At 72.9% G+C, this 21,432-nt stretch carries 17 protein-coding genes and 1 pseudogene; 6 read left to right on the plus strand and 12 right to left on the minus strand.

Annotated elements, in window-relative coordinates:
* Positions 1-53: 53 nt before the first annotated feature.
* Together Sm713_RS26580 and Sm713_RS26585 are read right to left on the minus strand one after the other, a co-directional pair.
* Positions 54-1,064, minus strand: a complete 1,011-nt coding sequence (locus tag Sm713_RS26580) for a WD40 repeat domain-containing protein (RefSeq protein WP_212912603.1) — start codon at positions 1,062-1,064, stop codon at positions 54-56.
* 73 nt (positions 1,065-1,137) lie between these two features.
* Positions 1,138-1,392, minus strand: a pseudogene (locus tag Sm713_RS26585) (tetratricopeptide repeat protein); the annotation flags it as partial.
* 242 nt (positions 1,393-1,634) lie between these two features.
* On the opposite strand from Sm713_RS26585, the gene Sm713_RS26590 reads away from it, so the two are divergent.
* Positions 1,635-2,321: an SGNH/GDSL hydrolase family protein gene (locus tag Sm713_RS26590; protein WP_212912605.1), complete on the plus strand. Its 687-nt coding sequence runs from the start codon at positions 1,635-1,637 to the stop codon at positions 2,319-2,321.
* 60 nt (positions 2,322-2,381) lie between these two features.
* On the opposite strand, the gene Sm713_RS26595 is transcribed toward Sm713_RS26590, so the two are convergent.
* Positions 2,382-3,365, minus strand: a complete 984-nt coding sequence (locus Sm713_RS26595; RefSeq protein WP_212912606.1) for an aldo/keto reductase — start codon at positions 3,363-3,365, stop codon at positions 2,382-2,384.
* A gap of 5 nt (positions 3,366-3,370) precedes the next feature.
* A complete protein-coding gene (locus Sm713_RS26600) occupies positions 3,371-3,535 on the minus strand; it encodes a hypothetical protein (RefSeq protein ID WP_212912607.1) in 165 nt (54 codons plus the stop codon).
* On the opposite strand from Sm713_RS26600, the gene Sm713_RS26605 reads away from it, so the two are divergent.
* The gene (locus Sm713_RS26605; protein WP_212912608.1) at positions 3,504-4,091 is read left to right on the plus strand and encodes a Uma2 family endonuclease; all 588 of its coding nucleotides are present in this window, start codon (positions 3,504-3,506) and stop codon (positions 4,089-4,091) included. The genes Sm713_RS26600 and Sm713_RS26605 overlap by 32 nt on opposite strands.
* Positions 4,092-4,252: 161 nt before the next feature.
* Here Sm713_RS26605 and Sm713_RS26610 read toward each other — a convergent pair whose 3' ends face one another.
* The 3 genes from Sm713_RS26610 to Sm713_RS26620 form a co-directional block, all read right to left on the minus strand.
* A complete protein-coding gene (locus tag Sm713_RS26610) occupies positions 4,253-5,239 on the minus strand; it encodes an aldo/keto reductase (RefSeq protein ID WP_212912609.1) in 987 nt (328 codons plus the stop codon).
* Between the two features lie 233 nt (positions 5,240-5,472).
* Positions 5,473-6,051: an RNA 2',3'-cyclic phosphodiesterase gene (thpR, locus tag Sm713_RS26615; RefSeq protein WP_212912610.1), complete on the minus strand. Its 579-nt coding sequence runs from the start codon at positions 6,049-6,051 to the stop codon at positions 5,473-5,475.
* A gap of 159 nt (positions 6,052-6,210) precedes the next feature.
* Positions 6,211-6,855, minus strand: coding sequence for a TetR/AcrR family transcriptional regulator (locus tag Sm713_RS26620; protein WP_212912611.1), 645 nt, complete (start codon positions 6,853-6,855; stop codon positions 6,211-6,213).
* 74 nt (positions 6,856-6,929) lie between these two features.
* Between Sm713_RS26620 and Sm713_RS26625 the strand changes: the two genes are divergently transcribed.
* Positions 6,930-7,826 (plus strand): NAD(P)H-binding protein, encoded by an 897-nt coding sequence (locus Sm713_RS26625; protein ID WP_212912612.1) that lies wholly within the window; start codon positions 6,930-6,932, stop codon positions 7,824-7,826.
* A 468-nt stretch (positions 7,827-8,294) separates the two neighbouring features.
* Here Sm713_RS26625 and Sm713_RS26630 read toward each other — a convergent pair whose 3' ends face one another.
* A complete protein-coding gene (locus Sm713_RS26630; RefSeq protein ID WP_249416704.1) occupies positions 8,295-9,920 on the minus strand; it encodes an MFS transporter in 1,626 nt (541 codons plus the stop codon).
* 373 nt (positions 9,921-10,293) lie between these two features.
* Entirely contained in the window at positions 10,294-10,731 is a 438-nt protein-coding gene (locus Sm713_RS26635; RefSeq protein WP_212912613.1) for a MarR family winged helix-turn-helix transcriptional regulator, read from the minus strand.
* 164 nt (positions 10,732-10,895) lie between these two features.
* Here Sm713_RS26635 and Sm713_RS26640 point away from each other — a divergent pair, with 164 nt between their 5' ends.
* Entirely contained in the window at positions 10,896-11,081 is a 186-nt protein-coding gene (locus tag Sm713_RS26640) for a ribbon-helix-helix protein, CopG family (protein ID WP_212912614.1), read from the plus strand.
* 106 nt (positions 11,082-11,187) lie between these two features.
* On the opposite strand, the gene Sm713_RS26645 is transcribed toward Sm713_RS26640, so the two are convergent.
* Positions 11,188-12,636, minus strand: a complete 1,449-nt coding sequence (locus tag Sm713_RS26645) for an NCS2 family permease (protein WP_212912615.1) — start codon at positions 12,634-12,636, stop codon at positions 11,188-11,190.
* Positions 12,637-12,958: 322 nt separating this feature from the next.
* Between Sm713_RS26645 and Sm713_RS26650 the strand changes: the two genes are divergently transcribed.
* Positions 12,959-13,234 (plus strand): DUF2530 domain-containing protein, encoded by a 276-nt coding sequence (locus Sm713_RS26650; protein ID WP_212912616.1) that lies wholly within the window; start codon positions 12,959-12,961, stop codon positions 13,232-13,234.
* 134 nt (positions 13,235-13,368) lie between these two features.
* Entirely contained in the window at positions 13,369-15,810 is a 2,442-nt protein-coding gene (locus tag Sm713_RS26655; RefSeq protein WP_212912617.1) for a cation-translocating P-type ATPase, read from the plus strand.
* Positions 15,811-15,895: 85 nt separating this feature from the next.
* Here Sm713_RS26655 and Sm713_RS26660 read toward each other — a convergent pair whose 3' ends face one another.
* Both Sm713_RS26660 and Sm713_RS26665 read right to left on the minus strand, forming a co-directional pair.
* Positions 15,896-19,564, minus strand: coding sequence for a sacsin N-terminal ATP-binding-like domain-containing protein (locus Sm713_RS26660; protein ID WP_212912618.1), 3,669 nt, complete (start codon positions 19,562-19,564; stop codon positions 15,896-15,898).
* 919 nt (positions 19,565-20,483) lie between these two features.
* Positions 20,484-21,404, minus strand: coding sequence for a DUF3027 domain-containing protein (locus Sm713_RS26665; protein WP_212912619.1), 921 nt, complete (start codon positions 21,402-21,404; stop codon positions 20,484-20,486).
* Positions 21,405-21,432 lie beyond the last annotated feature (28 nt).

Below are 21,432 nucleotides of genomic sequence, written 5' to 3' on the forward strand. Positions count from 1 at the left end.
ACCGCAGCGCACCACACCACACCGAGGGCCCCGGCGCACGCCCGCCGGGGCCCTCACTTCCTTCGCACCGCCTTCTTCGCGCCGAACACCAGCGCCAGGGCGATCAACAGCACCAGCGCGCCCTTCCCGTAGTTCCCCTCCAGGCCCTTGCCACCGCTCGCGTCGCCGTCCGCCCCGCTGCCGCCGGCCGTCGCCGAACCGGAGCCCGAACCGGACGCCCCCGGCACCCGTTCCGGCACGACCTCGCTCTGCGCACCCTCGCTTCCGTACATGAGCGTGCCGCCGTCGGGCGTGTAGGTGACGGACTCGCCCTGGTTCTGCATGGGCACGTCCAGCCGTGCCTTCCGCACCGGCCGGTCGCCGCGCCAGTCGTAGAGGATGCCGCCGAAGTAGCCGCGCACCGCGAGGTGCTCGCCGTCCGGCGAGAACGCCCCGTCGGTCACCCACAGGTCGATGGGGGCGCCCTTCTTGAAGACGTTGGTGCCGGAGGGGGAGAGGGTGGCCGGGCCCTCGTAGAGGTGCCCGCCGTCCTCGTTCTTGTCGACGATGTAGACCCGCCCGGTCTTCGGATGCACCATCAGCGCCTCCGCGTCCCGCGGGCCGTTGTCGTACTGCACCGTGTACTGCGTGGCCCGCACCGTCTCGTCGTGCAGCTCCCGGGGCTCGGGGAGCTTGTAGATCCACACGTGCGGCCAGCTCCCGCCGAGGTTGTCGCCGATGTCGCCCACGTAGAGGGTGTTGCCGGGGCCCATGGAGATGGCCTCCACGTCGCGGGGGCGGCCGACGCCGGTCAGGGTGACGGTGGCGACGGTCTTTCCCGTCCGCGAGTCGACGGCGTAGATGTACGGGCCGTCGTCGCTGTCGTTGTGCGTCCAGTAGATGCCGGGGTGGAGGCGGCTGGCGGCGAGGCCGCTGGACTCCTTGATCCGCGGGTCCTTGATGGTGAACGCGTGGGGCGCGCCGTCCGCCACGGCGGTCCCCGGGGAGAGGACGACAGCGCCCCCTGACAGGGCGGACACGGCGACGAGCAGGGCGGCCCCGGCCAGGGGCGTCAGCGAGCGCATGGACCAAGCCTGCCATCCCGGCCTGTGGAGCGGACGGCGAGCGCCCGGCCGCGGGGGCGCCCGCCGGTGCCGGTCAGCGTCCGCCGGCCTCCGTCGGCCTCCGTCGGCCTCCCCCGGCCTCACGCCGGGGGAGGCCGCCCGAGAACGCGGCGGCCATGCGCAGCCACGGCGCCGCCTCGTCGGAGCGGCCCTGGCGCTCCAGCGTCCGCCCCAGCATGAGGTGCGCGTAGTGCTCGACCGGGTCGCGGTCGATGACCAGGCGCAGCTGCTCCTCGGCCCGCCGCAGCTGGGCGGAGTGGTAGTAGGCGCGCGCCAGCAGCAGCCGGGACCACCCTTCCTTATTTAGTTGATGAATCAACCACCTTCGGAACGGCGCCCCCACGCCGTCCTATTCCGGACCGCCTTCTACTCCGGACCGCCGCCTGCCTCCGGACCGCGGTCGACTCCGGACCGCCGTGCCCCGCTGCCCGTGCCCTACTCCCCGGGCCCACTCCCCGTGCCCCACTGCCCTTGCCCCACTGCCCGGGCCCCGAGCGCCCGGGGGCCGGGCACGTCCGGAATGATGTCGGCATGCTGAGGTTCATGTTCGTCGGCGACTCCATGACGATAGGGAGCGCCGGAGAGCACACCTGGCGCTACCGGATGTGGCAGCACCTGTGCGCCACCTTCGGGGGCCCCTTCGCCATCGTCGGGCCGCGCGAGGCGCTGTACGACAAGGTGGCCGACGCGCCCGTGTCGTCCGAGTACGCCGATCCCGCCTTCCCCGAGCGTGCCCGGCGGCACCTGGCCGGCTGGGGCGAGGGCTGGCGGCACATGGCGCCGGTGATCGGCGAGAGCGTGGCCCGGGGGAAGGCCGACGTGCTCCTGGTGTCGCTGGGCCTGATCGACCTCGGCTTCTTCACGGACGCGCCCGGCACCGCGGAGAACATGCACCGGTTCGTGGCTCAGGCGCGGGACGCCAACCCGGACGTGGGGATCGTGCTGCTGCCCGTCATCCCCAACATCCGGGCGGACACGGACGCGTTCTTCGCCGCGGAGGTGGAGCACTTCAACGCCCTGCTCGCGAAGGCCGTCGCCAACCTCGACCGGCCCGCGTCACCGCTGCTCGCGGCCTCCCCGCCCGAGTCGTACGACGTCCACCGGGACACCTACGACGGCACCCACCCGAACGCCTCCGGCGAGCACAAGCTGGCGGCGGCGTTCGCCGAGGCGATGCACCAGGCGTGGGACCTCGGGGGGCCGTACGAGCAGCGGTAGGCCGGGCGGGCGGCAGCATCCCGCCCCGGCCTCCCCGGCCCCGGCCTCCCCGCCGCCGGATCACCAGCGGTCGTGCACCTGCGGCCTGATCCTCTGGTCGTACAGGTCCCGGACGGCGGCCAGGGTCATGGGCGACAGCGGCGGGAGCGCGGCCGCGGCGGAGTTCGCGCGGGCCTGCTCCTCGGAGCGGGCGCCCGGGATGACGGTGGTGACGCCGGGCTGCTGCACGATCCAGCGCAGCGCGGTCTGCGCGGGCGTGGCACCGTCCTGCGCGAGCGCCGAGAACTCCGCCGCGGCCTCCACACCGGTCGCGTAGTCGACACCGGAGAACGTCTCGCCCTGGTCGAACGCCTCGCCGTGCCGGTTGAACGTGCGGTGGTCGTCGGGAGCGAAGACGGTGTCCTTGGTGTAGCGGCCGGACAGCAGCCCCGAGGCGAGCGGCACGCGCGCGATGATGGCCACTCCCGCCTCCTGGGCGGCCGGCAGCACCTTCTCCAGGGGCTTCATCCGGAACGCGTTCAGGATGATCTGCACGCTGGCCACGCCGGGGCGCACGATGGCCGCCAGCGCCTCCTCGCAGGTCTCCACGCTCACCCCGTAGCCGGCGATGCGCTCCTCGGCGACCAGGGTGTCCAGCGCGTCGTAGACCTCGTCGGAGGAGTAGACGGGGGTCGGGGGGCAGTGCAGCTGGACGAGGTCGAGGCGGTCCACGCCGAGGTTGCGGCGGGAGCGGTCGTTCCAGGTCCGGAAGTTGTCCAGGACGTAGTTCTCGGGGAGCTGCTCCATGCGGCGCCCCATCTTCGTGGCGACCAGGACGCCGGCGTCCGGGCGCGCCTTGCGGAAGGCCGCTATGCGCTGCTCGCTGCGCCCGTCGCCGTAGACGTCGGCCGTGTCGAAGAACGTCACGCCGCTCTCGACGGCGGCGTCCAGGACGTCCAGCGCCTCCTTCTCGGCGACGTCTCCCCAGTCCGCCCCGAGCTGCCATGTACCGAGGCCGACGACGGACACCTGCCTGCCGAGCCTGCTGATCTCACGTTGTTCCATACCCATCAGTGTGACAAGCCGCGCCCGCGCCCCTTGCCCGGGCCGCCCCCACCGAATTCCGACGTGGCCAGGTCACCGTGCGTATCGTTGTACTGCGCGGCCGACACGATCGAGTGGCGGCCGGGGAGGAGCGCCACGATGACCGTCGTCGAGATCGGCAGGATCAGCATGGCCGACATGAACACACAGAGCCTCGACGAGATGTTCGAGCGCTTTGAGCACATGCCCGTCCCCGAGGGATACAAGCTCGAGATCGTCGGGGGAAGCGCCTTCATGTCGCCGCAGCGGGACACCCACTGGGAAATCATCCTCGACATCATTGAGCAATTGCGGGCCAAGTATCCCCGGCGGCGGCTGAAGTCCGACGTACGCATCGACTACCCGGGCCACCTCAACGGTTTCGCCAGCGATGTGACGGGGCTCGTGGACGGCGCCGTCAAGAGCGAGGAGGGCCGCTGGCGCCACCAGGACGTCGAGTTCGTCGCGGAGGTGATCTCCAAGGACACCGCCCGCAACGACTACGGGCCCAAGCTGGCCGCCTACGCCGCCGCGGAGGTCCCGGTCTACCTGATCGCCGACCCGTACCAGGGCAGGTGCCATGTGTACACGCAGCCCAAGGACGGCACGTACATCAGCGACCTGAGCATCGCCTTCGGCGCGGACGTCGACCTCTCCGACACCGCCGTCGGCCTCGTCCTGCACACGGCCGACTTCCCGCGGGACTGATCCCCGACCGGCACCGGACACACGAGGGCCGCCGCCCCCACGCGCTTCCGTGGAAGGACGGCGGCCCTCGTGCGAACGCGGACACCGCGCCGTACGCACGCCATACGAACGCCGACATCACGCCATACGAACGCGGACACCGCGCCGCTACGTCACCGGGCTCACCAGGCGAACGCCTCCGGCGAGGGGCCCTGCTCCGGGAAGATCTCGTCCAGGGACTTCAGCAGATCGCCGCTCAGCTCCAGCTCGACGGCGCGGATCGCGGAGTCGAGCTGCTCCTGGGTCCGGGGGCCGATGATCGGGCCGGTCACGCCGGGCCGGGTGAGCAGCCAGGCAAGGGCGGCCTCTCCGGGCTCCAGACCGTGCTTGTCCAGCAGGTCCTCGTACGCCTGGATCTGGCCCCGCTTGGCCGGGTCCGCCAGCGAGTCGGCGGCGCGGCCACCCGCGCGGCGGCCGCCCTGCACGGTCTTCTTGATCACGCCGCCGAGCGCCCCGCCGTGCAGCGGCGACCACGGGATGACGCCGAGGCCGTACTCCTGCGCGGCCGGTATGACCTCGTTCTCGGCGCGGCGCTCGGCCAGGTTGTAGAGGCACTGCTCGCTGACCAGGCCGAGGCTGCTGCGGCGCCGGGCCGCCTCGTTGGCCTGGGCGATGTGCCAGCCGGCGAAATTGGACGAACCCGCGTACAGGATCTTGCCCTGCTGCACCAGGACGTCGATGGCCTGCCAGATCTCGTCCCACGGGGTGAGCCGGTCGACGTGGTGGAACTGGTACAGGTCGATGTGGTCCGTCTGGAGCCGCTTCAGGCTGGCGTCGACGGCACGCCGGATGTTCACCGCGGAGAGCTTGTTGTGGTTGGGCCAGGGGTCGCCCGTGCCCATGTAGCCGTTCACCTTGGTGGCCAGGACGACCTTGTCGCGCCTGTCGCCGCCCTTGGCGAACCAGCTGCCGATGATCGATTCCGTACGGCCCTTGTTCTCACCCTGGCCGTAGACGTTGGCGGTGTCCCAGAAGTTCATGCCCGCATCGAGCGCGGCATCCATGATGGCGTGGCTGTCGGCCTCGTCGGTCTGCGGACCGAAGTTCATCGTCCCGAGAACCAGCCGGCTGACCTTGAGACCTGTTCGTCCGAGCTGCGTGTACTCCATGGCTGTCAGCCAACGCCTTAGAGCGCGCTCCAGGCAATATGGCGGAGATCTTCTCACCGATGTCACATACCGCACCCCGGCCGGGGAGCGCCGTCACCCACCGGCCGCCGCCGGCCGGGCGCGCGGGCAGGGGTCATCTGTTGACCGCCGCCGCCACGACGACGACGGCGAACATCAGGGCGAGCACACCGGCCATGATCCGGTTCCGGGTCTTGGGGTCCACAGAGCCGAGGTTAACCGGCCCCGGTGAGCGGCCAGCCGCCGACCTTGGTGTACTTCGGCTGCTCGCCGGGCACGCCGCTGACGGGCAGCCTGCTGCGGACCAGCGCCAGCTCCTCGACGGTCCACTCGCTCCCCGTGAACGCCTCCAGCTCGGCCACGCACGGGTCCAGGTCCCGCTGCACGCGGCTGCTGGCGAGGGTCAGGTGGGGGTTGTAGGTGCGGTGCCGGCCCGTGTCCAGGCCCGCCCTGCGCCCCGCGGCCTTCGAGCGCTCCGCGAGCCGCCGCAGCACCGGGATCTCGCCGTCGGCCCCGGCCCACAGGGTCCGCCCGGGACCGAACTGCCCGCCGCCCCGCAGGCCCAGCCGGAACGGCGCCGTCCGGCCCGCCGCGCGCTCCAGCCGCTCCGACAGCTCCGGGACGGTCTCGTCGGGCACCTCCCCGTAGAACGCGAGGGTGAAGTGCCATCCCTGCCTCTGGGTCCAGCGCAGGCCGTCCACGGCGGGCCCGCCGCGGCCGCGCAGCGCGCCGACGGCGTCGGCCAGCTCGGCCATGGCGTGCTCCGGCGGGATGACCGCTGTGAAAAGTCTCATACGAGTCCGGGAGCTCCCGTCTTCCGTTCCGTACCGTACTGATCCGCAACTGATCCGCAACTGATCCGTACTGATCTGCACCGATCCACACCGGTCCATACCGGTCCGTTCAGCCCTGGACGGGCTCCGGCCGGGTTCCGGCCGGGCTCCGGCCGCCGCTCAGCCGGGCAGCGTCGCCGAGACCACCCGGCGGATCGCGTCCAGTTCGGCGTCCTCGACCCGCACCTCGTCCCCGGGCATCTCCTTGCTCAGCTCGTCGACCCCGAGCAGCGCCCGGAACAGCCGCGGCAGCACCGCCCGGCCCACCAGCCCCTCCGCGAGCGCCGCGCCGTCCGCCCGCGTCACGCCGTACCGCTCGACGACGTAGGCGGCCAGCCGCTCGTAGGCGCTGGCGAACATGGCGTCGAAGTACGCCTTCGAGCTGCCGGGCAGGCGCTCGGCCGCCGCGATGGCCAGCCGGCAGGTCCGCACCTGCGGCTCCCAGGACATCAGCTGCATGAACCGCGCGCAGAACAGCGCCACGGCCTCCACGGGGTCCTCGGCGTACGCGTCGGGGGTTCGCAGCTTGACGAGGTAGAGGTCGCGGACGAGTTCCAGGACCGCCAGGAACAGCTTGTCCTTGCTCTCGAAGTGGGCGTAGAGGGACCGCTTGGACGTGCCGGCGCGGGTCGCGACGGTGTCCATCGACGCCCGTTCGTAGCCGGTCTCCAGGAACACGTCCTTGGCCGCGAAGAGGATGTGCCGGCGCAGCTCCTCGCCGCGGCGCTGCGGGCCCCGCTTCTGCGCCTCGCCTCCGGTGCTCATCGGCGCCCCTCAGGAGTAAACGGTACGGTAGAGTTTACTTGTGCAGGCATCCCGGCCACCCTTGGAGAGCACTCATGATCGTCATTACCGCCCCTACCGGAAACATCGGGCACCAGGTCCTCGACACCGTCCTCGCCGACGGCCGCCGGCCGGTCCGCGTCATCGTCCGCGACCCGGCCAAGCTGCCTGATGACGTCCGGGACCGGGTCGAGGTGGTCCGGGGCTCGCACGGCGACCCCGAGATCGTGGGCCGCGCCTTCGACGGCGCCGACGCGCTGTTCTGGCTGCTGCCGACGGACCACCGCGCCGCCAGCGTAGACGAGGCGTACACCGGATTCTCCCGCCCCGCGGCCGAGGCGGTGCGCAGCCGCGGCGTCAAGCACGTCGTGGGGGTCTCCGCCCTGGGCCGCGGCACCGCGCACGCCGGGCGGGCCGGGCTCGTGACGGGTTCCCTGGCGATGGACGACCTGATGGCGGGCACCGGCACGGCGTACCGCGCGCTGGCCGCGGCCTCGTTCATGGACAACGTGGTGCGGCAGGCGGCGGTGATCAGGGATCAGGGCGCGTTCTTCGGCGTCGTCTCCCCCGACCGTCCCGCGCCCGCCGTGGCCACGCGTGACATCGCGGCCGTCGCCGCCCGCCTGCTGCTCGACACGGCGTGGGACGGTCAGGAGGAGGTGCCGCTGCTCGGCCCCGAGAACCTGTCGTACGACGACATGGCGGCCGTCGCCTCCGAGGTGCTCGGCACGCCGGTGCGGTACCGGCAGATCGGCGGTGAGGCGCTGAAGCGGCAGATGATCGACGGCGGCGCGTCCGAGGCGATCGCCCAGGGCATGGTGGACATGGTCCTCGCGAAGGACGACGGCCTGGACGACGGGGTCGCCCGCGCGGCGCGGCACGCCGCGGAGACGCCGACCACGTTCCGGCAGTGGTGCGAGGGGGTGCTGCGGCCGGCGGTACGGGGCGCCTGAACCGCACCCCTCTGCTGCCGGTGGCCCGGTCACGACGGAAACGGTCGCGCAGTTCCCCGCTGGGCGGGCTGCGCCCGCAGGCGACACGACAGAAACCGCCCCTTCCGGACCAGGACGACCTACCGCTTGATCGTGGCTGGTCGCGCAGTTCCCCGCGCCCCTTTCACAGCGGGCTGCGCCCGCAAAACACGACCGAAACCGCCCCTTTCCGATCAGGACGACCTGCGGCTCGTCGTGGCTGGTCGCGCAGTTCCCCGCGCCCCTTTCGGGGCGCTGGAGTGTCGGTCACCAGTGCGCCCTGAAGGGGCGCGGGGCTGTGTCCCATATGCGGCTCCGCCGCGTGGGCGCGAGCGACCACCACTCACGGAAGGTCCGGACACAACAGAGAACCACCCCACCGAGCCGGCGACGGGGCGCAGCCCCATGAGGAGGACGGGGTGACCCGACGGCACACGGCTGAACGCGGCGCTACGCCGCTGTTGCCAGTTCCTTCCGTGGAACGAACTGCACCGTCCGCCGCCCCCGCCGCAGATCCACCTTGATCCGCAGGTTGGCAGCCCGTACCAGCATCAGGCCGACCACGACCGCCGCCGTCGCGCAGACCAGGCCGCCGACGCAGAAGCTGACCCGGACACCGAAGGAGTCGGCGAGCCAGCCGAAGAGCGGGCCGCCGAGCGGGGTGCCGCCGGTGAAGACCATCATGAACAGGCTCATCACCCGGCCCCGCATCTCCGGATCCGTCGCCATCTGCACGGAGGAGTTCGCGGTGACGTTGGTGGTCATACCGGCGATGCCGATCGGCACCACCAGCACCACGAACATCCAGTAGGACGGCGCCCAGGACGCCGCCATCTCCAGGACGGCCATGGTCAGGCCCGCCCCGATCAGCATCCGCTGCGTGGTCCTGCGGCGCCGCGCGGCGAGCAGCGCGCCGAGCAGGGAGCCGCCGGCCATCAGGATGTTGAACAGGCCGTACATCCCGACGCCGCCGTGGAAGATGTCGTTGGCGTAGGCGCTGAGCCAGATCGGGAAGTTGAACGCGAACGTGCCGACGAAGCCGATCAGGACGATCGGCCAGATCAGCTCCGGGTGCCCGCTGACGTACTTCAGGCCCTCGCGGAGCTGGCCCTTGCCGCGTGCGGTGGGCCGGATCGCGTGCAGCTCGCTCGGGCGCATCAGCAGCAGGCCCGTGAGCGGCGCGAGGAAGGACAGGCCGTTGGCGAGGAACGCCCAGCCGGGGCCGACGGCCGCGGTCAGCGCGCTGGCGACGGCGGGGCCGATGAGGCGGGCGGACTGGAAGTTCGCCGAGTTCAGGCTGACGGCGTTGCGCACCCGGCTCGGGCCGACCATCTCGGAGACGAAGGTCTGCCGGGTGGGGTTGTCGACGACGGTGACCAGGCCCGTCCAGAACGCCGCCAGGTACACGTGCCAGACCTGCACCACGCCGCTGAGGGTGAGCGCGGCCAGCATCAGGCCGCTGATGCTCATCGCGCTCTGGGTGCAGAACAGCAGCTTCCGCTTGGCGAAGCGGTCGGCGATGAGGCCGCCGTACAGGCCGAAGAGCAGCATCGGCAGGAACTGCATCGCGGTGGTGATGCCCACCGCCGCGGAGGAGCCCGTCAGGCTCAGCACCAGCCAGTCCTGGGTGATCCGGGACATCCAGGTGCCGGTGTTGGAGATCACGGCCCCGGAGGCGAACAGCCGGTAGTTGCGGATCCGCAGCGAGGAGAACATCCCGTCCCGGGGGCCGGGTGGCGTGCCCGGGTCCTTGGGACCGCCGAGGGCGGCGGCGGAGGAGGAGCCGGCGCCCGGCCCGGCGGCGCGCCGGCTGCCCGGTGCGCCAGGGGCGGCGGGGGCGGCGGGGGCGCCAGGGGCGGCGGCGGGGGCAGGGGCAGGCGCGGAATGCTGCCCGGACGGAACCGGAGCGACGGGATCCGAGGTGACCGAGGCCGCGGCGACGGGGTCCGGTGCGGCGGAGTCCGGTGCGGCGGAGTCCTGTACGGCGGGGTCCGGTACGGCGGGATCGAGGATGCCGGGCTCGCAGCCACCCGGATCACGGCTGCCGGACTCGGAGGCGCCCTCATCGAGGGCCACGGGGTCGGAAACGCGCCGGTCGAGGGCTGCCGCGTCAGAAACGCCCTGGTCAGGGGCTGCCGGGTCAGAAACTCCCCGGTCAAGGGCCGCCGGGTCAGTCACTCCCCGGTCAGGATTCGCGGGGTCAGAAACCCCCGGGTCAGGGTTCGCCGGCTCGCAGGCGCCCTGGTCAAGGGTCGCCGGGTGCTGCGGGTGCCGGGTGGGGTCGGGTATCGGTGCGGGGGCGGAATCTGCTCCGGATCCCGTACTCAAAGGGGTTCGCCTCCTTGGCGGGTGGGCACGCGAGGCGTGCCGCGATCGGGTGCGTGTACGTGCGCGTCTGCATGTACGTGTACGTGTGCGGGGGTGGACGGGGACTCGACGGGCGGGCGGGTCAGCGGTGGGCCAGCTTCTCCAGTACCGGGGCGGCGGCCCGAAGCTTCGCCCACTCCTCCTCGTCGAGGCCCGCCGCAAGGTCCGCCAGCCATGCGTTACGCCGGCGGCGGCTCTCCTCCAGCATGGCCTCCGCTCGCTCGGTCTGCGTGACGACCTTCTGGCGCCGGTCCTCCGGGTGCGGCTCCAGACGGACCAGGCCCTTGGCCTCCAGCAGCGCCACGATGCGCGTCATCGAAGGCGGCTGCACATGCTCCTTTCGGGCGAGCTCACCCGGTGTGGCCGTGCCACAGCGGGCCAGGGTGCCCAGCACCGACATCTCCGTCGGGCTGAGCGACTCGTCGACCCGCTGGTGCTTGAGTCGACGCGACAGGCGCATGACCGCGGAACGCAGCGCGTTCACGGCGGCGGCGTCATCGCCCAGGGAAAGATCCGGCATGGTCTTTAGGGTAACTCATTACTCTGGCTAAGTACCACTGTGACACTCGTCCCCCCAGCGCAATGCCCACCGGATCCCCACAGGAAGCCCCTGCTCACCCAAACGAGTGACGCGGTGCCGGAAAGTGATACAAACCCCGGTCGCGCCCCGGGACCCTCGTGTCCATGGGGACCAACGTGCTCAGCCTGCGGATAGACGACCAGCTCCTCGACCGCCTGCGGAAGCACGCCGCACGAAGGGGCGTGAGCGTGCAGGACTACGTCCTCCAGATGCTCGTCCGCGACGACTTCGACGAGCGGTTCAGCGCCGCGGTGGAGGAGACGGAGCGCTTCTACGGCGTCGGCGGCTGAGCAGCGGGAAGCGGTCGCACCCATTCCCCGCCCCGGTGGCGCCCGGCGAGGGGCGTGGAGGGCGTGGGGGCGTGGAGGGCGTGGGTCCCCTGGGGGCTGCGGGGCCTCAGAGCAGCCCCAGCGCCGGCATCAGGTAGAAGAAGGCGAAGACCACCGAGACCACGTACATCGGCACCGGCACCTCGCGCCACCGCCCCACCACGAGCCTCAGCACCACGAACGCGATGAAGCCCATCCCGATGCCGTTGGTGATCGAGTAGGTGAAGGGCATCAGGAGCATCGTCAGGAACGCCGGGATGGCGATCGTGAAGTCGCTCCAGTCGATCTCGGTGATCGACCCGGCGAAGATCAGGAAGCCGACGGTGACCAGCGCGGGCGTCGCCGCCTGCGACGGCACCATGGTGGCGAGGGGCGTCAGGAAGAGGGCGACCACGAAGAGTCCGCCCGTGACCAGGTTGGCGAGGCCGGTGCGGGCCCCCTCGCCGACGCCCGCCGTGGACTCCACGTAACAGGTCGTCGCCGACGAGGACGTGGCGCCGCCGGCCGCCACGGCTATGCCGTCCACGAAGAGCACGCGGCCCATCCCCGGCATGTTCCCGCGATCGTCCGTCAGGCCGGCCTCGTCGCCGATGCCCATGATCGTGCCCATCGCGTCGAAGAAGCTGGACAGCAGCACGCTGAAGACGAACAGCACGCCCGTCACGACGCCGACCTCGTGGAAGCCGCCGAACAGGCTGACCTTGCCGAGCAGTCCGAAGTCCGGGTTCGCCACCGGGTTGCCGGGCCACTCCGGAGTGGTCAGGCCCCAGGACGGCACGTGCCCGACCGCGTTGATGATCACCGCGACGACCGTCATGGCGATGATGCTGATCAGGATCGCGCCCGGCACCTTGCGCACCAGCAGCGCCATGGTGAGCAGCACCCCCAACGCGAACACCAGCACCGGCCATCCGTTCAGCCGGCCGTCCATGCCGAGCTGGACCGGGACGGTGGTGTGGGCGGCGTCCGGGATGCGCGTGACGAAGCCGGAGTCGACCAGGCCGATCAGCAGGATGAACAGGCCGATGCCGATGGCGATGCCCTTGCGCAGGCCGTGCGGCACCGCGTTCATCACCCGCTCCCGCAGGCCCGTGGCGACCAGCACCATCACGATGAAGCCGGCCAGCACCACCATGCCCATCGCGTCCGGCCAGGTCATCCGGGGCGCGAGTTGCAGCGCCACGACGGTGTTCACACCGAGCCCGGCGGCCAGCGCGATGGGGACGTTGCCTATGACGCCCATCAGCAGCGTGGTGAACGCCGCGGTCAGCGCGGTCGCCGTGACCAGCTGCCCGTTGTCCAGGTGGTGGCCGTTGATGTCGTGCGCGCTGCTGAGGATGATCGGGTTCAGCACGATGATGTAGGCCATCGCGAAGAAGGTGGCGAAGCCGCCGCGGATCTCCCTGGCGAAGCTCGATCCCCGCTCGGAGATCTTGAAGTAGCGGTCTATCGCGTCCCGCGGAGGCTGGGGACCGGCCTCGGCGGTGTCGCGGCCGGCCTCGGCGGTGTTCGGCATGCGGGGACCTCTGGAGTTCGGAAGCGGAGCCGACGCTTTTTATAGCGGCCGGGTGTGCCCCGAACCAGCGCGGGATTGTTTCCTTATGAATACATCACGGACGCCGTCGGGCTCTGCGCCCCCGTTATCCGCTTTACGTCCGGAAACGACCGCATTTATCTCGGCGTCAGACGCGCATCAGACGCGGCTCAGGCGAGGCTCAGACGCGGCTCAGATACCGATCAGGCGCGGAAGGGTGCGGAACATCACGCCGCCCCGCGCGGCGCCCGAGCGCCGCCCGAGCCCCGTAGGACCCCGAACGGCCCGCACGTAAGCTGAGCGCATGCCCGGAGTCCCCAGATCCTTTCGCCAGCCGGTCAGGCACGAAGCCCCCGACCCCCTGGAAGGCCCCGTCGTCGCCACCATCACCGGCGGCACGATCATCTGGTTCGTCCTCTTCCTCGCGCAGCTCCCCTTCTACGGGTGGTTCCACTCCCACGGCCACACCTGGTGGCTGTGGACCTGCCTCACCGGCGGGGTCCTCGGCACCTTCGGCATCTGGTACGTGCGGCGGCGCGACGCGGCGATAAAGCGGGCTGCGGGCAGCGCCGAGCAGTAGCCGGCGTTCCGGCGCTCCGGCGCCCCACGGGCAGACCGGCCGCGGCGCGAACCGGGCGGCACGCGTACCCGCGGCAACCCGTCCACCGGTACATACATCACCCAAACCGGCATATCCCCCGTACCGTCTGATACATGGCGGCCAACGACCCGCGCGGAAAGCTCACCCCCCTGCCCACCGACGACGCCGGCACCCGCGGCCTGACCGCGGCTCAGGTCGCCGAGCGCGTCGCCCGCGGCGAGGTCAACGACATCTCCGTCCGCTCCAGCCGCTCCGCCGTCGACATCGTCCGCGCCAACGTCCTCACCCGTTTCAACGCCATCATCGGCATCCTCTGGCTGATCATGCTGGCGGTCGCCCCGGTCCAGGACACCCTGTTCGGCTACGTGATCGTCGCCAACACCGGCATCGGCATCATCCAGGAGCTGCGCGCCAAGAAGACCCTGGACGGCCTCGCCGTGATCGGCGAGGCCAGGCCCACCGTCCGCAGGGACGGCCGCGCCGGGCGCGTCGGCACCGCGGACATCGTCCTCGGCGACGTGATCGAGATCGGCCCCGGCGAGAGGATCGTGGTGGACGGCGCCTGCCTGGAGAGCCGCGGACTGGAGATCGACGAGTCCCTGCTCACCGGCGAACCGGACCCCGTCGCGAAGCGCCCCGGCGACGAGCTGCTGTCCGGCAGCTTCGTGGTCGCGGGCACGGGCGCGTTCACCGCCACCAAGGTCGGCAGGGACGCCTACGCGGCCCGGCTCACCGAGGAGGCGTCCCGCTTCACGCTGGTCCACTCCGAGCTGCGCGGCGGCGTCTCCGTGATCCTCAAGTACGTCACGTGGATGATGGTCCCGAGCGCGATCGCGCTGGCGGTCAGCCAGCTCGTGGCACACCACACCGACCTCAAGATGTCGGTGGCCCGCGCCGTCGGCGGCATCATCCCGATCGTCCCCGAGGGGCTGGTGCTGCTGACGTCGGTGGCCTTCGCGATCGGGGTGATCCGGCTGGGCCGCCGCCGCTGCCTGGTGCAGGAGCTGCCCGCCATCGAGGGCCTGGCCCGGGTCGACACCGTCTGCCTGGACAAGACGGGCACCCTCACCGAGGGCGGCATGAGCGTCACCGAGCTGCGCACCCTGGACGGCAGCGACGAGAAGGAGATCCGCGCGGTGCTGGCCGCCCTCGGCGACACCGACCCGCGGCCCAACGCCAGCCTGCGCGCCATCATCGACGCCTTCCCCGGCGAGAGGCGCCGGCCGGCGGGGCTCGGCACCCGGGTGCTGCCGTTCTCCTCCGCGCGCGGATACAGCGCGGCCCGGCTCGACGCCCCCGACGGCGACACCGCAGGCGACACCGCCGGCGAAGCACCGGCCCCCCGCACCTGGCTGCTCGGCGCCCCCGACGTGCTGCTGCCCGCCGCCCACCCGCAGCTGACCGCCGCCATCCGCCTGGGCGAACAGGGCATGCGCGTCCTGCTGCTCGCCCGCGCCGCCCGCGACCGCGACGTGGACGACCCCGACGTCACCGCGGGCGCCCGGCCCACCGCGCTGGTCGTCATGGAGCAGCGGCTGCGCCAGGACGCGCCGGACACCCTGCGGTACTTCGCCGCCGAGCGAGTGGACACGAAGGTGCTCTCCGGCGACAACGCCGTCTCCGTCGGCGCCGTCGCCGCCAAGCTCGGTCTCGCCGGCGCCGAACGCGCCCTGGACGCCCGGACGCTGCCCGCCGAACCCGGCGCCATGGCCGAGGCCGTCGAGGCGCACACCGTGTTCGGCCGGGTCGCGCCCCGGCAGAAGCAGCAGATGGTGCGGGCGCTCCAGTCCCGCGGCCACATCGTGGCGATGACCGGCGACGGCGTGAACGACGTCCTGGCGCTGAAGGACGCCGACGTCGGCGTCTGCATGGGCTCCGGGTCCGAGGCGACGAAGGCCGTGGCGCAGGTGGTGCTGCTCGACAACACCTTCGCCGCGCTGCCCGCGGTGGTCGCCGAGGGGCGCCGCGTCATCGGCAACATCACCCGCGTCGCCACGCTCTTCCTGCTGAAGACCGTCTACTCCGTGCTGCTCGCCATCCTGGTGGTGCTCTTCCAGGTGGAGTACCCGTTCCTGCCGCGGCACCTGACGCTGCTCTCCACGCTCACCATCGGCGTCCCGGCGTTCTTCCTGGCCCTCGCGCCCAACACGGAACGGGCCCGGCCGGACTTCGTGCGGCGCGTGATGCGGTACGCGATCCCCGGCGGCATCCTCATGGGCGCGGCCACCTTCGCGACGTACATCCTGGCCCGGCACTACTACACGGGCCCCGGCGCGCTCGACGCGGAGACCAGCGCGGCGACGCTCACTCTCTTCCTGGCCTCGCTGTGGGTGCTCGCGATCGTCGCCCGCCCCTACACGTGGTGGCGGATCCTCCTGGTGCTGGCGATGGGCCTGTGCTTCCTGCTGGTGCTGACGGTGCCGTGGCTCCAGCGGTTCTTCGCGCTGAAGCTGGTGGGGGCGGTGGTGCCGTGGGCGGCGGTCCTGATCGCCGCGGTGGCTTCGGCGGGGCTTGAGGTGGTGTGGCGGCGGGCGGGGCGGTACGGGGGTGTTTAGGCCCGCACACCTCATCGGGGCTGGGCCCCGGCCTACCCAGGGGGTACCGGGGCGCAGCCCCGATCAGGGCTCGCCCCGTGCGGGGTCAGTCGAACCAGCGGTCCCGGGCCAGTTCGTCCGTGCGGGACGGGTCCTCCAGGAGTGCCGCCACCTCGAAGCGGCGCGGCCACTCGCGGGCCACCCACGCCAGGCCCGCCGCGACCCCCTCGAACGTCGCCGCGTGCACCGTGCCGTCCGGGGCGCGGTACCAGTCCAGTTCGACGCCGTCGACGACCAGCTCCTCGTGCTCGACGTACGAGCCGGGAGTGGCCGCGCCCAGCAGCACCCGCACCGAGTCGGGCACCTCGCGCGTGACGCCCTCGCCGTGCACCTCGCCGGAGACCGTCTCGCCGAGCCGCCGCACCTGGAACAGCTCGGCCAGGTCCCCGGCCGCCGAGGGACGCACCGGCAGCAGCGGGCGCTCGTCGGCCAGCGGCAGCACGTCCGGGGAGTCCGCGACCAGCGCCTCGCGCGCGTCCACGACGACCACGTCGCCGTCGCCCCGCACCGCCCGCAGGTCGTCCGGCAGCGTCACCTGCTCCGGGTCGAGGTCCGCGAGCGCCCCGTACAGGGCGTGCAACTGTGCGGCGCCGACCTCGCGGTCCGGGTCGGCGAGCCGGTCGAGCAGTTCCGCGGCGCCGCCCGGCTCGTCGAGCAGCGCGGCCACCGAGGTGCGCACGCCGAGCGACCGCAGCACCTGCTCGTCCTCGAAACCGGTGGCGTCCGCGGAGTCGTAGAGCCCCGCCAGCAGCGGATCGCCGCCGGCCGCGCGCAGCCCGGCGGGCCGCCGGCCGTCCAGCACCGGATGGCCGCGCAGCCACCACGCGGTGTACGGGCGGACGGTCTCGGAGGTGCCGTCCGGCAGCAGGATCCGCACCGGCTGCGTCAGCGCGTCGCGCAGCGGCGGGCGGGACAGCATCGCCAGCGCCTGCGGCCAGCGGTCCTCGTCGACCAGGTCGAGGTCCCGCACGGCGACGACCTCGGTGGCCACCGGCGGCACGGACGTCTCCGGGAGCCGGTCGAGCACGTCCTCGCACCAGACGTCGACGGCGTCCAGCAGGCCGACGTCGTCGGGCTCCGCGTAGTCGCCCTCGCGGGGGTCCATGTCGTCCGGGTCGAGCACCACGTCGGTGGCCCGCACGAGCTGGAACTCCGCGAGCGCGCCGCACGCCGCGAGCGGCCGGCTGCCCCAGCGGTCGGCCAGCTCCGCGTCCACCTCGGCCAGCTCACCCTCCCGCATGACCTGCGCGAACGGGCTGCCCGGCACGACCAGTTCGCCCGCGGGCGCCAGCTCGCCGTCCTCGTCCGGCAGCGCCAGGGCGCCGAGCCAGGGCTCGTCACCCGGCTCCAGGGCCGCGTCCCGCACCAGCGCGAGCACCACCTCGGCGAGCTCCTCGGCGTCCAGGCTGCCGGCTCCTTCGGAGCCCGGCCCGTCCGGGAACCAGTCGCCGTCGTCCTCCAGCGACGCCGCCACGGCGGCCCGCACCTGCGGGGTCGTCAGCACGGCGCGCGGCGACGCGGGGAGCGCGCCGAGCTTCTCCAGGAGGGGGTGCGAGGCGTCCGGGTGCGCCACCTTCAGGCCGAGGCGGGTGAGGGCCGCCGCGGACGGGGCGGCGGACGAGGCGTCCGTGCCGGTGTCCGCCGGCTCCGGTGCCCGATCGGACGGCGGCAGCGGGAGCAGGACGTGGCGGGGGCCGATCGTCGTGTGCGGCAGCGCGGGGCCGAGCCTGCCCGGCTCGGCCGCCTCCTCCCGCGCCTCCCCCGCGCGCGGCGCACCGCCCGCCAGCGGGACCGGCAGGCCGGAGAGCCGCTCCGGGTCCACGCCCGCCAGGCTGTCGTACAGCCGCCACCACCAACCGGGCTCGCGCTCCAGGCCGGCGAGCCGGTCGACCGCCTCCGTCAGCGGCACCCGGACGACGCCCAGGGTGCGCAGCTCCACGCGGCGCTCCAGGCCCGCGGGCAGCAGGTTGGGCAGCACCTCGGCCAGCACCCGGACGGTCTCCGCGCCGGCGCCCTCCACCACCTCGGCGTCCCGCGGGCGCAGCGCGGCGGTGCCGTCCTCCTCCATGCCGGTACCGAGGCCTGCGCCGAGGCCGGGGCCGGGGCCGCTCAGGTCCGGCCGGCCCGGTCCGGCGAGGTCGTCGGCGATCTCCCGGGCCCATGCCTTCTCCGGGTCCTCGGCGGTCGTCGCGACGGCGGGCGGCAGGAACGCGGTGCGGGGCAGCCGCTCCAGGATCGCCCGGCGCAGCGCGCCGTCCAGCTCTCCCTTGCCCAGAGGGCCCGGCACCAGGTCGAGCAGGCCGACGCTCACCGGCCGCCAGGCGGCGAGCAGTGCGGCGTACGTGTCCGCGGCGCGCTCGACCAGGAAGTCGGTGAGCGGTCCTGCGGCGACGTGCCGGCGCGTGGTGTCCAGCGGCAGCGTGGCGATCAGCAGCGCGGGGACGCCGAGGGGTTCGTCGCTCGGCGTCGGCGCGTGCACCACGGGCTCGGTGCCGGGGCGGCGCGGGGCGCCCTCGTCGTCCACCGGGACGGCCCAGGTCACGGACCAGTGCGGGCGGAGCCGCTCCTCGATCGGGCGGTCCCGCAGGAGTTCCCTGCCCAGCTCGCCGTAGCTGTGGGCGGTGCGCCAGCGGGTGGTGCCCTCGCGGGTGTCCTCGATGACGGTGAGGGTGTGGGGGGTGAGCGGGGTGCCGGGTTCGGGCGCCTCGGCCCCGGTCCCGGTCGCGGGCTGGGTCCCGGTCGCGGGCTGGGTCGCGGTCGCGGGTTGGGTCCCGGTCCCGGGTTGGGTCCCGGTCGCGGGTTGGGTCGCGGTCCCGGGTTGGGTTCCGGTTTCGCTTCCGGTCTGGCGGCGGAGGGTGCGGGTGCCCGCCGGGGTCTCGACGACGACCTCGGCGAGGCCGGGGAGGGTGAGGAGGAGGGCCGCGTCGATGGCGTCGAGCAGCCGCTCCACCAGGTCGCGGGCCGCGGCGTCCCGCAACGGCAGGATCACCACCGTGTCGTAGCCCTGCGGGGCCGTGCCCTCCGCCGGGAACGGCAGCCTCAGCAGCGGCACGTGGCCCTCGCGGCGGCGCAGTTCGTCGCGGAGGCCCTTGCTGTCCCGGGCGATCTCGGTGGCCAGGCCGCGGGCCTCGACCAGCGACCAGCGGACGCCGCCGGTGCGGCCGACGATCGCCGGCTCGTCGCTGACGGCGAGGACGGCGGCGAAGCCGACGCCGAAACGGCCGACCGGGGTGGGTGCGGGGGGTGTGCGGGTGCCTGCGGCGGCGGGGGGCGTGGTTTCGGTGCCGGTGCCTGTTTCGGCGCCTGTTCCGGTTCCGGTTCCGGGTTCGGGTTCGGTCCCGGTGCCGGTGCCGGTGCCGGTGCCGGTCACGGCGTCCGGCTCGTCGCGTTTGGCGGAGGCGCGGAGGGTGGCGAGGGATTCGACGCCTGCCTCATCGAGGGGGGCGCCGGTGTTCGCTGCGACCAGCACGTCGTCGTGCAGCGTGAGACTGAGGCGGCCCCGGTTGCCCGCGCGTGCCGCCGCGTCTGCCGCGTTCTGAGCGAGTTCCACGATCAGGCGGTCGCGGTAGCCGCCCAGGGCGAGGTCCTCCTCGGCGTTCGCGTCCTCGCGGAAGCGGGCGGGGCTGGTGCGCCAGGCGTCGAGGACACCGCGGCGCAGGCGCGCGGTTCCGAATGGGTCCGCCCCTTCGGCGGCCGGCCGCACGAACTTGCTCACGGTGGTCACTCCTCGTTACGGACGATGCGATTCGCCGGGGATCCCTCTTCACCGGAGCGACGAGGGTACGCCGCTGCCCGAAGGTACCGCGTCGGGGGCGGTGGATGGGCAGCGGTACGCCTGCGGCTGGGCTCAGCCGGGGGCGCCTTCTGTTCTTGTGGTGCGGTGAGTTGGCGGGTGTGGCTTTCGTCGCGGTTGCTCGCGCAGTTCCCCGCGCCCCTTGGTGGGGCGCCCCTTACAGCTGGGGCGCTCCGGTTCCCTCAGGGGCGCGGGGAACTGCGCGAGCAACCACCCACGGGCAGAAGATCCGGACGCAACCAGCGCCACCCACTCTGGACGGCGGGGCAACGCCCCGAAAAGGGGCGCGGGGAACTGCGCGCTCAGCCGGCCACCGGCCGATGGTCCGAACACGACCTGCGCCACTTCCCTGGACGGTGGAACGCCATCTGTTACGTCGTGGGGCGGGGCCGCGGGCGGATATCCGTCCTCGGTCCCGCGTCCTCCGCCAACAGAAGGCTCCCCTGGGCCTGACGCAGGACACTGCGGGCGGACATCCCCCCACGTCCCCTCACGTGACATCGGCGGCCAACGGCCGGTGAGGGTACGCGCCCCTGCGCGGACGGGGCGAAGGGGGCACGTCTCGTCGGCGGGTGCGGCCGAGTGGGGCTGCGCCTCCTGCGCGGACGGGGCGAAGGGGGCACCCCTCGTACGCGACAGCGGCCCGGTGGGGGTACGCGCACCAGCGGGGACGGAGCGAAGGGGGCCGTCTCGTCGGCGAGTGCGGCCGAGTGGGGGGCTCGCGCCTCGTACGCGAAGGGGGCACGTCTCGTCCGCGGGTGCGGGCCGGCGGGGCCGCGCGTACGGCAGCCCGAACGGTACCGGGGCCAAGGGAAAGGGGTCGCCGCACCCGCCAGGGTGCTCAGCTGTGGCCGAGGTCCTCCGGGGGGACCGGGGGCTCCACCGAGCCCGAGTCGTCGGAGGGGTGGAGGGGGAGGGGGTCCACCTGGGTCTCGTCGATGACCGGGGGCGCCGGCTGCGGCGGGTGGGGCATCACCGCGGCCTCCGAGTGGCCGCCGCAGCCGAAGCCCAACGACACCATGTGGCCGTCGGCCGGCGAGTACTCGTTCGCGCAGACACCGAACGCCTGCCGCAGTGACCCCGCGATCGGCACCAGGAACGCGCAGGTCACGCAGGACGCGGGGGCGGCCTGCGCCATCGCCGTGCGCGGACCGTACTGCTCCTCCCAGCGCTCCGCGGACGTCAGCAGCCCGTAGCGGGACAGCACCCGCGGCCGGGCCATGCCCAGTTCCTCGGCGACGGCGGCGATGCTGCCGCGGGACGGCGCGGCGGGCAGGTTCGCCGGGGGACCCGAGGTGACCTCGGCGTCCTCGGCCTCGACGAGGTCGGCCATCTCGTGCGAGACGGCGGAGTTCGGGGGCGGGACGTCCTCGCCGGTGTAGCCCGGTTCGAGCCGCAGGTCGTCGGCGTCCGTGGGGAGCAGGTCGCCGGGGCCCAGGTCGCCGGGGCGCAGCCGCTCGCTCCAGGGCACCCACTCGGGGGCGAGCAGGGCGTCGGGGCCGGGCAGCAGAACGGACTCGTCGAGCGTGACGACCTTGGCGCGGGAGGCGCGGGTGACGGTCACGGCCCACCGCCAGCCGCGGTAGCCCGGCTCCCTGCACTCGAAGAAGTGCGTGACGACGCGATCGCCCTCACCCACCGCCTCGACGTGCTCGCCGACCGTGCCGGGCGCCGCCGCCTCCTCCGCGGCACTCCGGGCAAGGCCGACCGCCTCGACGCACAGACGGTCAGGGGTACGGCCTCGCGTTGTCGCTGCGCTCACAGGTATCGCTTCTCTCCTACGCCGTCTC

The sequence above is a fragment of the Streptomyces sp. TS71-3 genome, assembly GCF_018327685.1.
Lineage (GTDB): Bacteria > Actinomycetota > Actinomycetes > Streptomycetales > Streptomycetaceae > Streptomyces.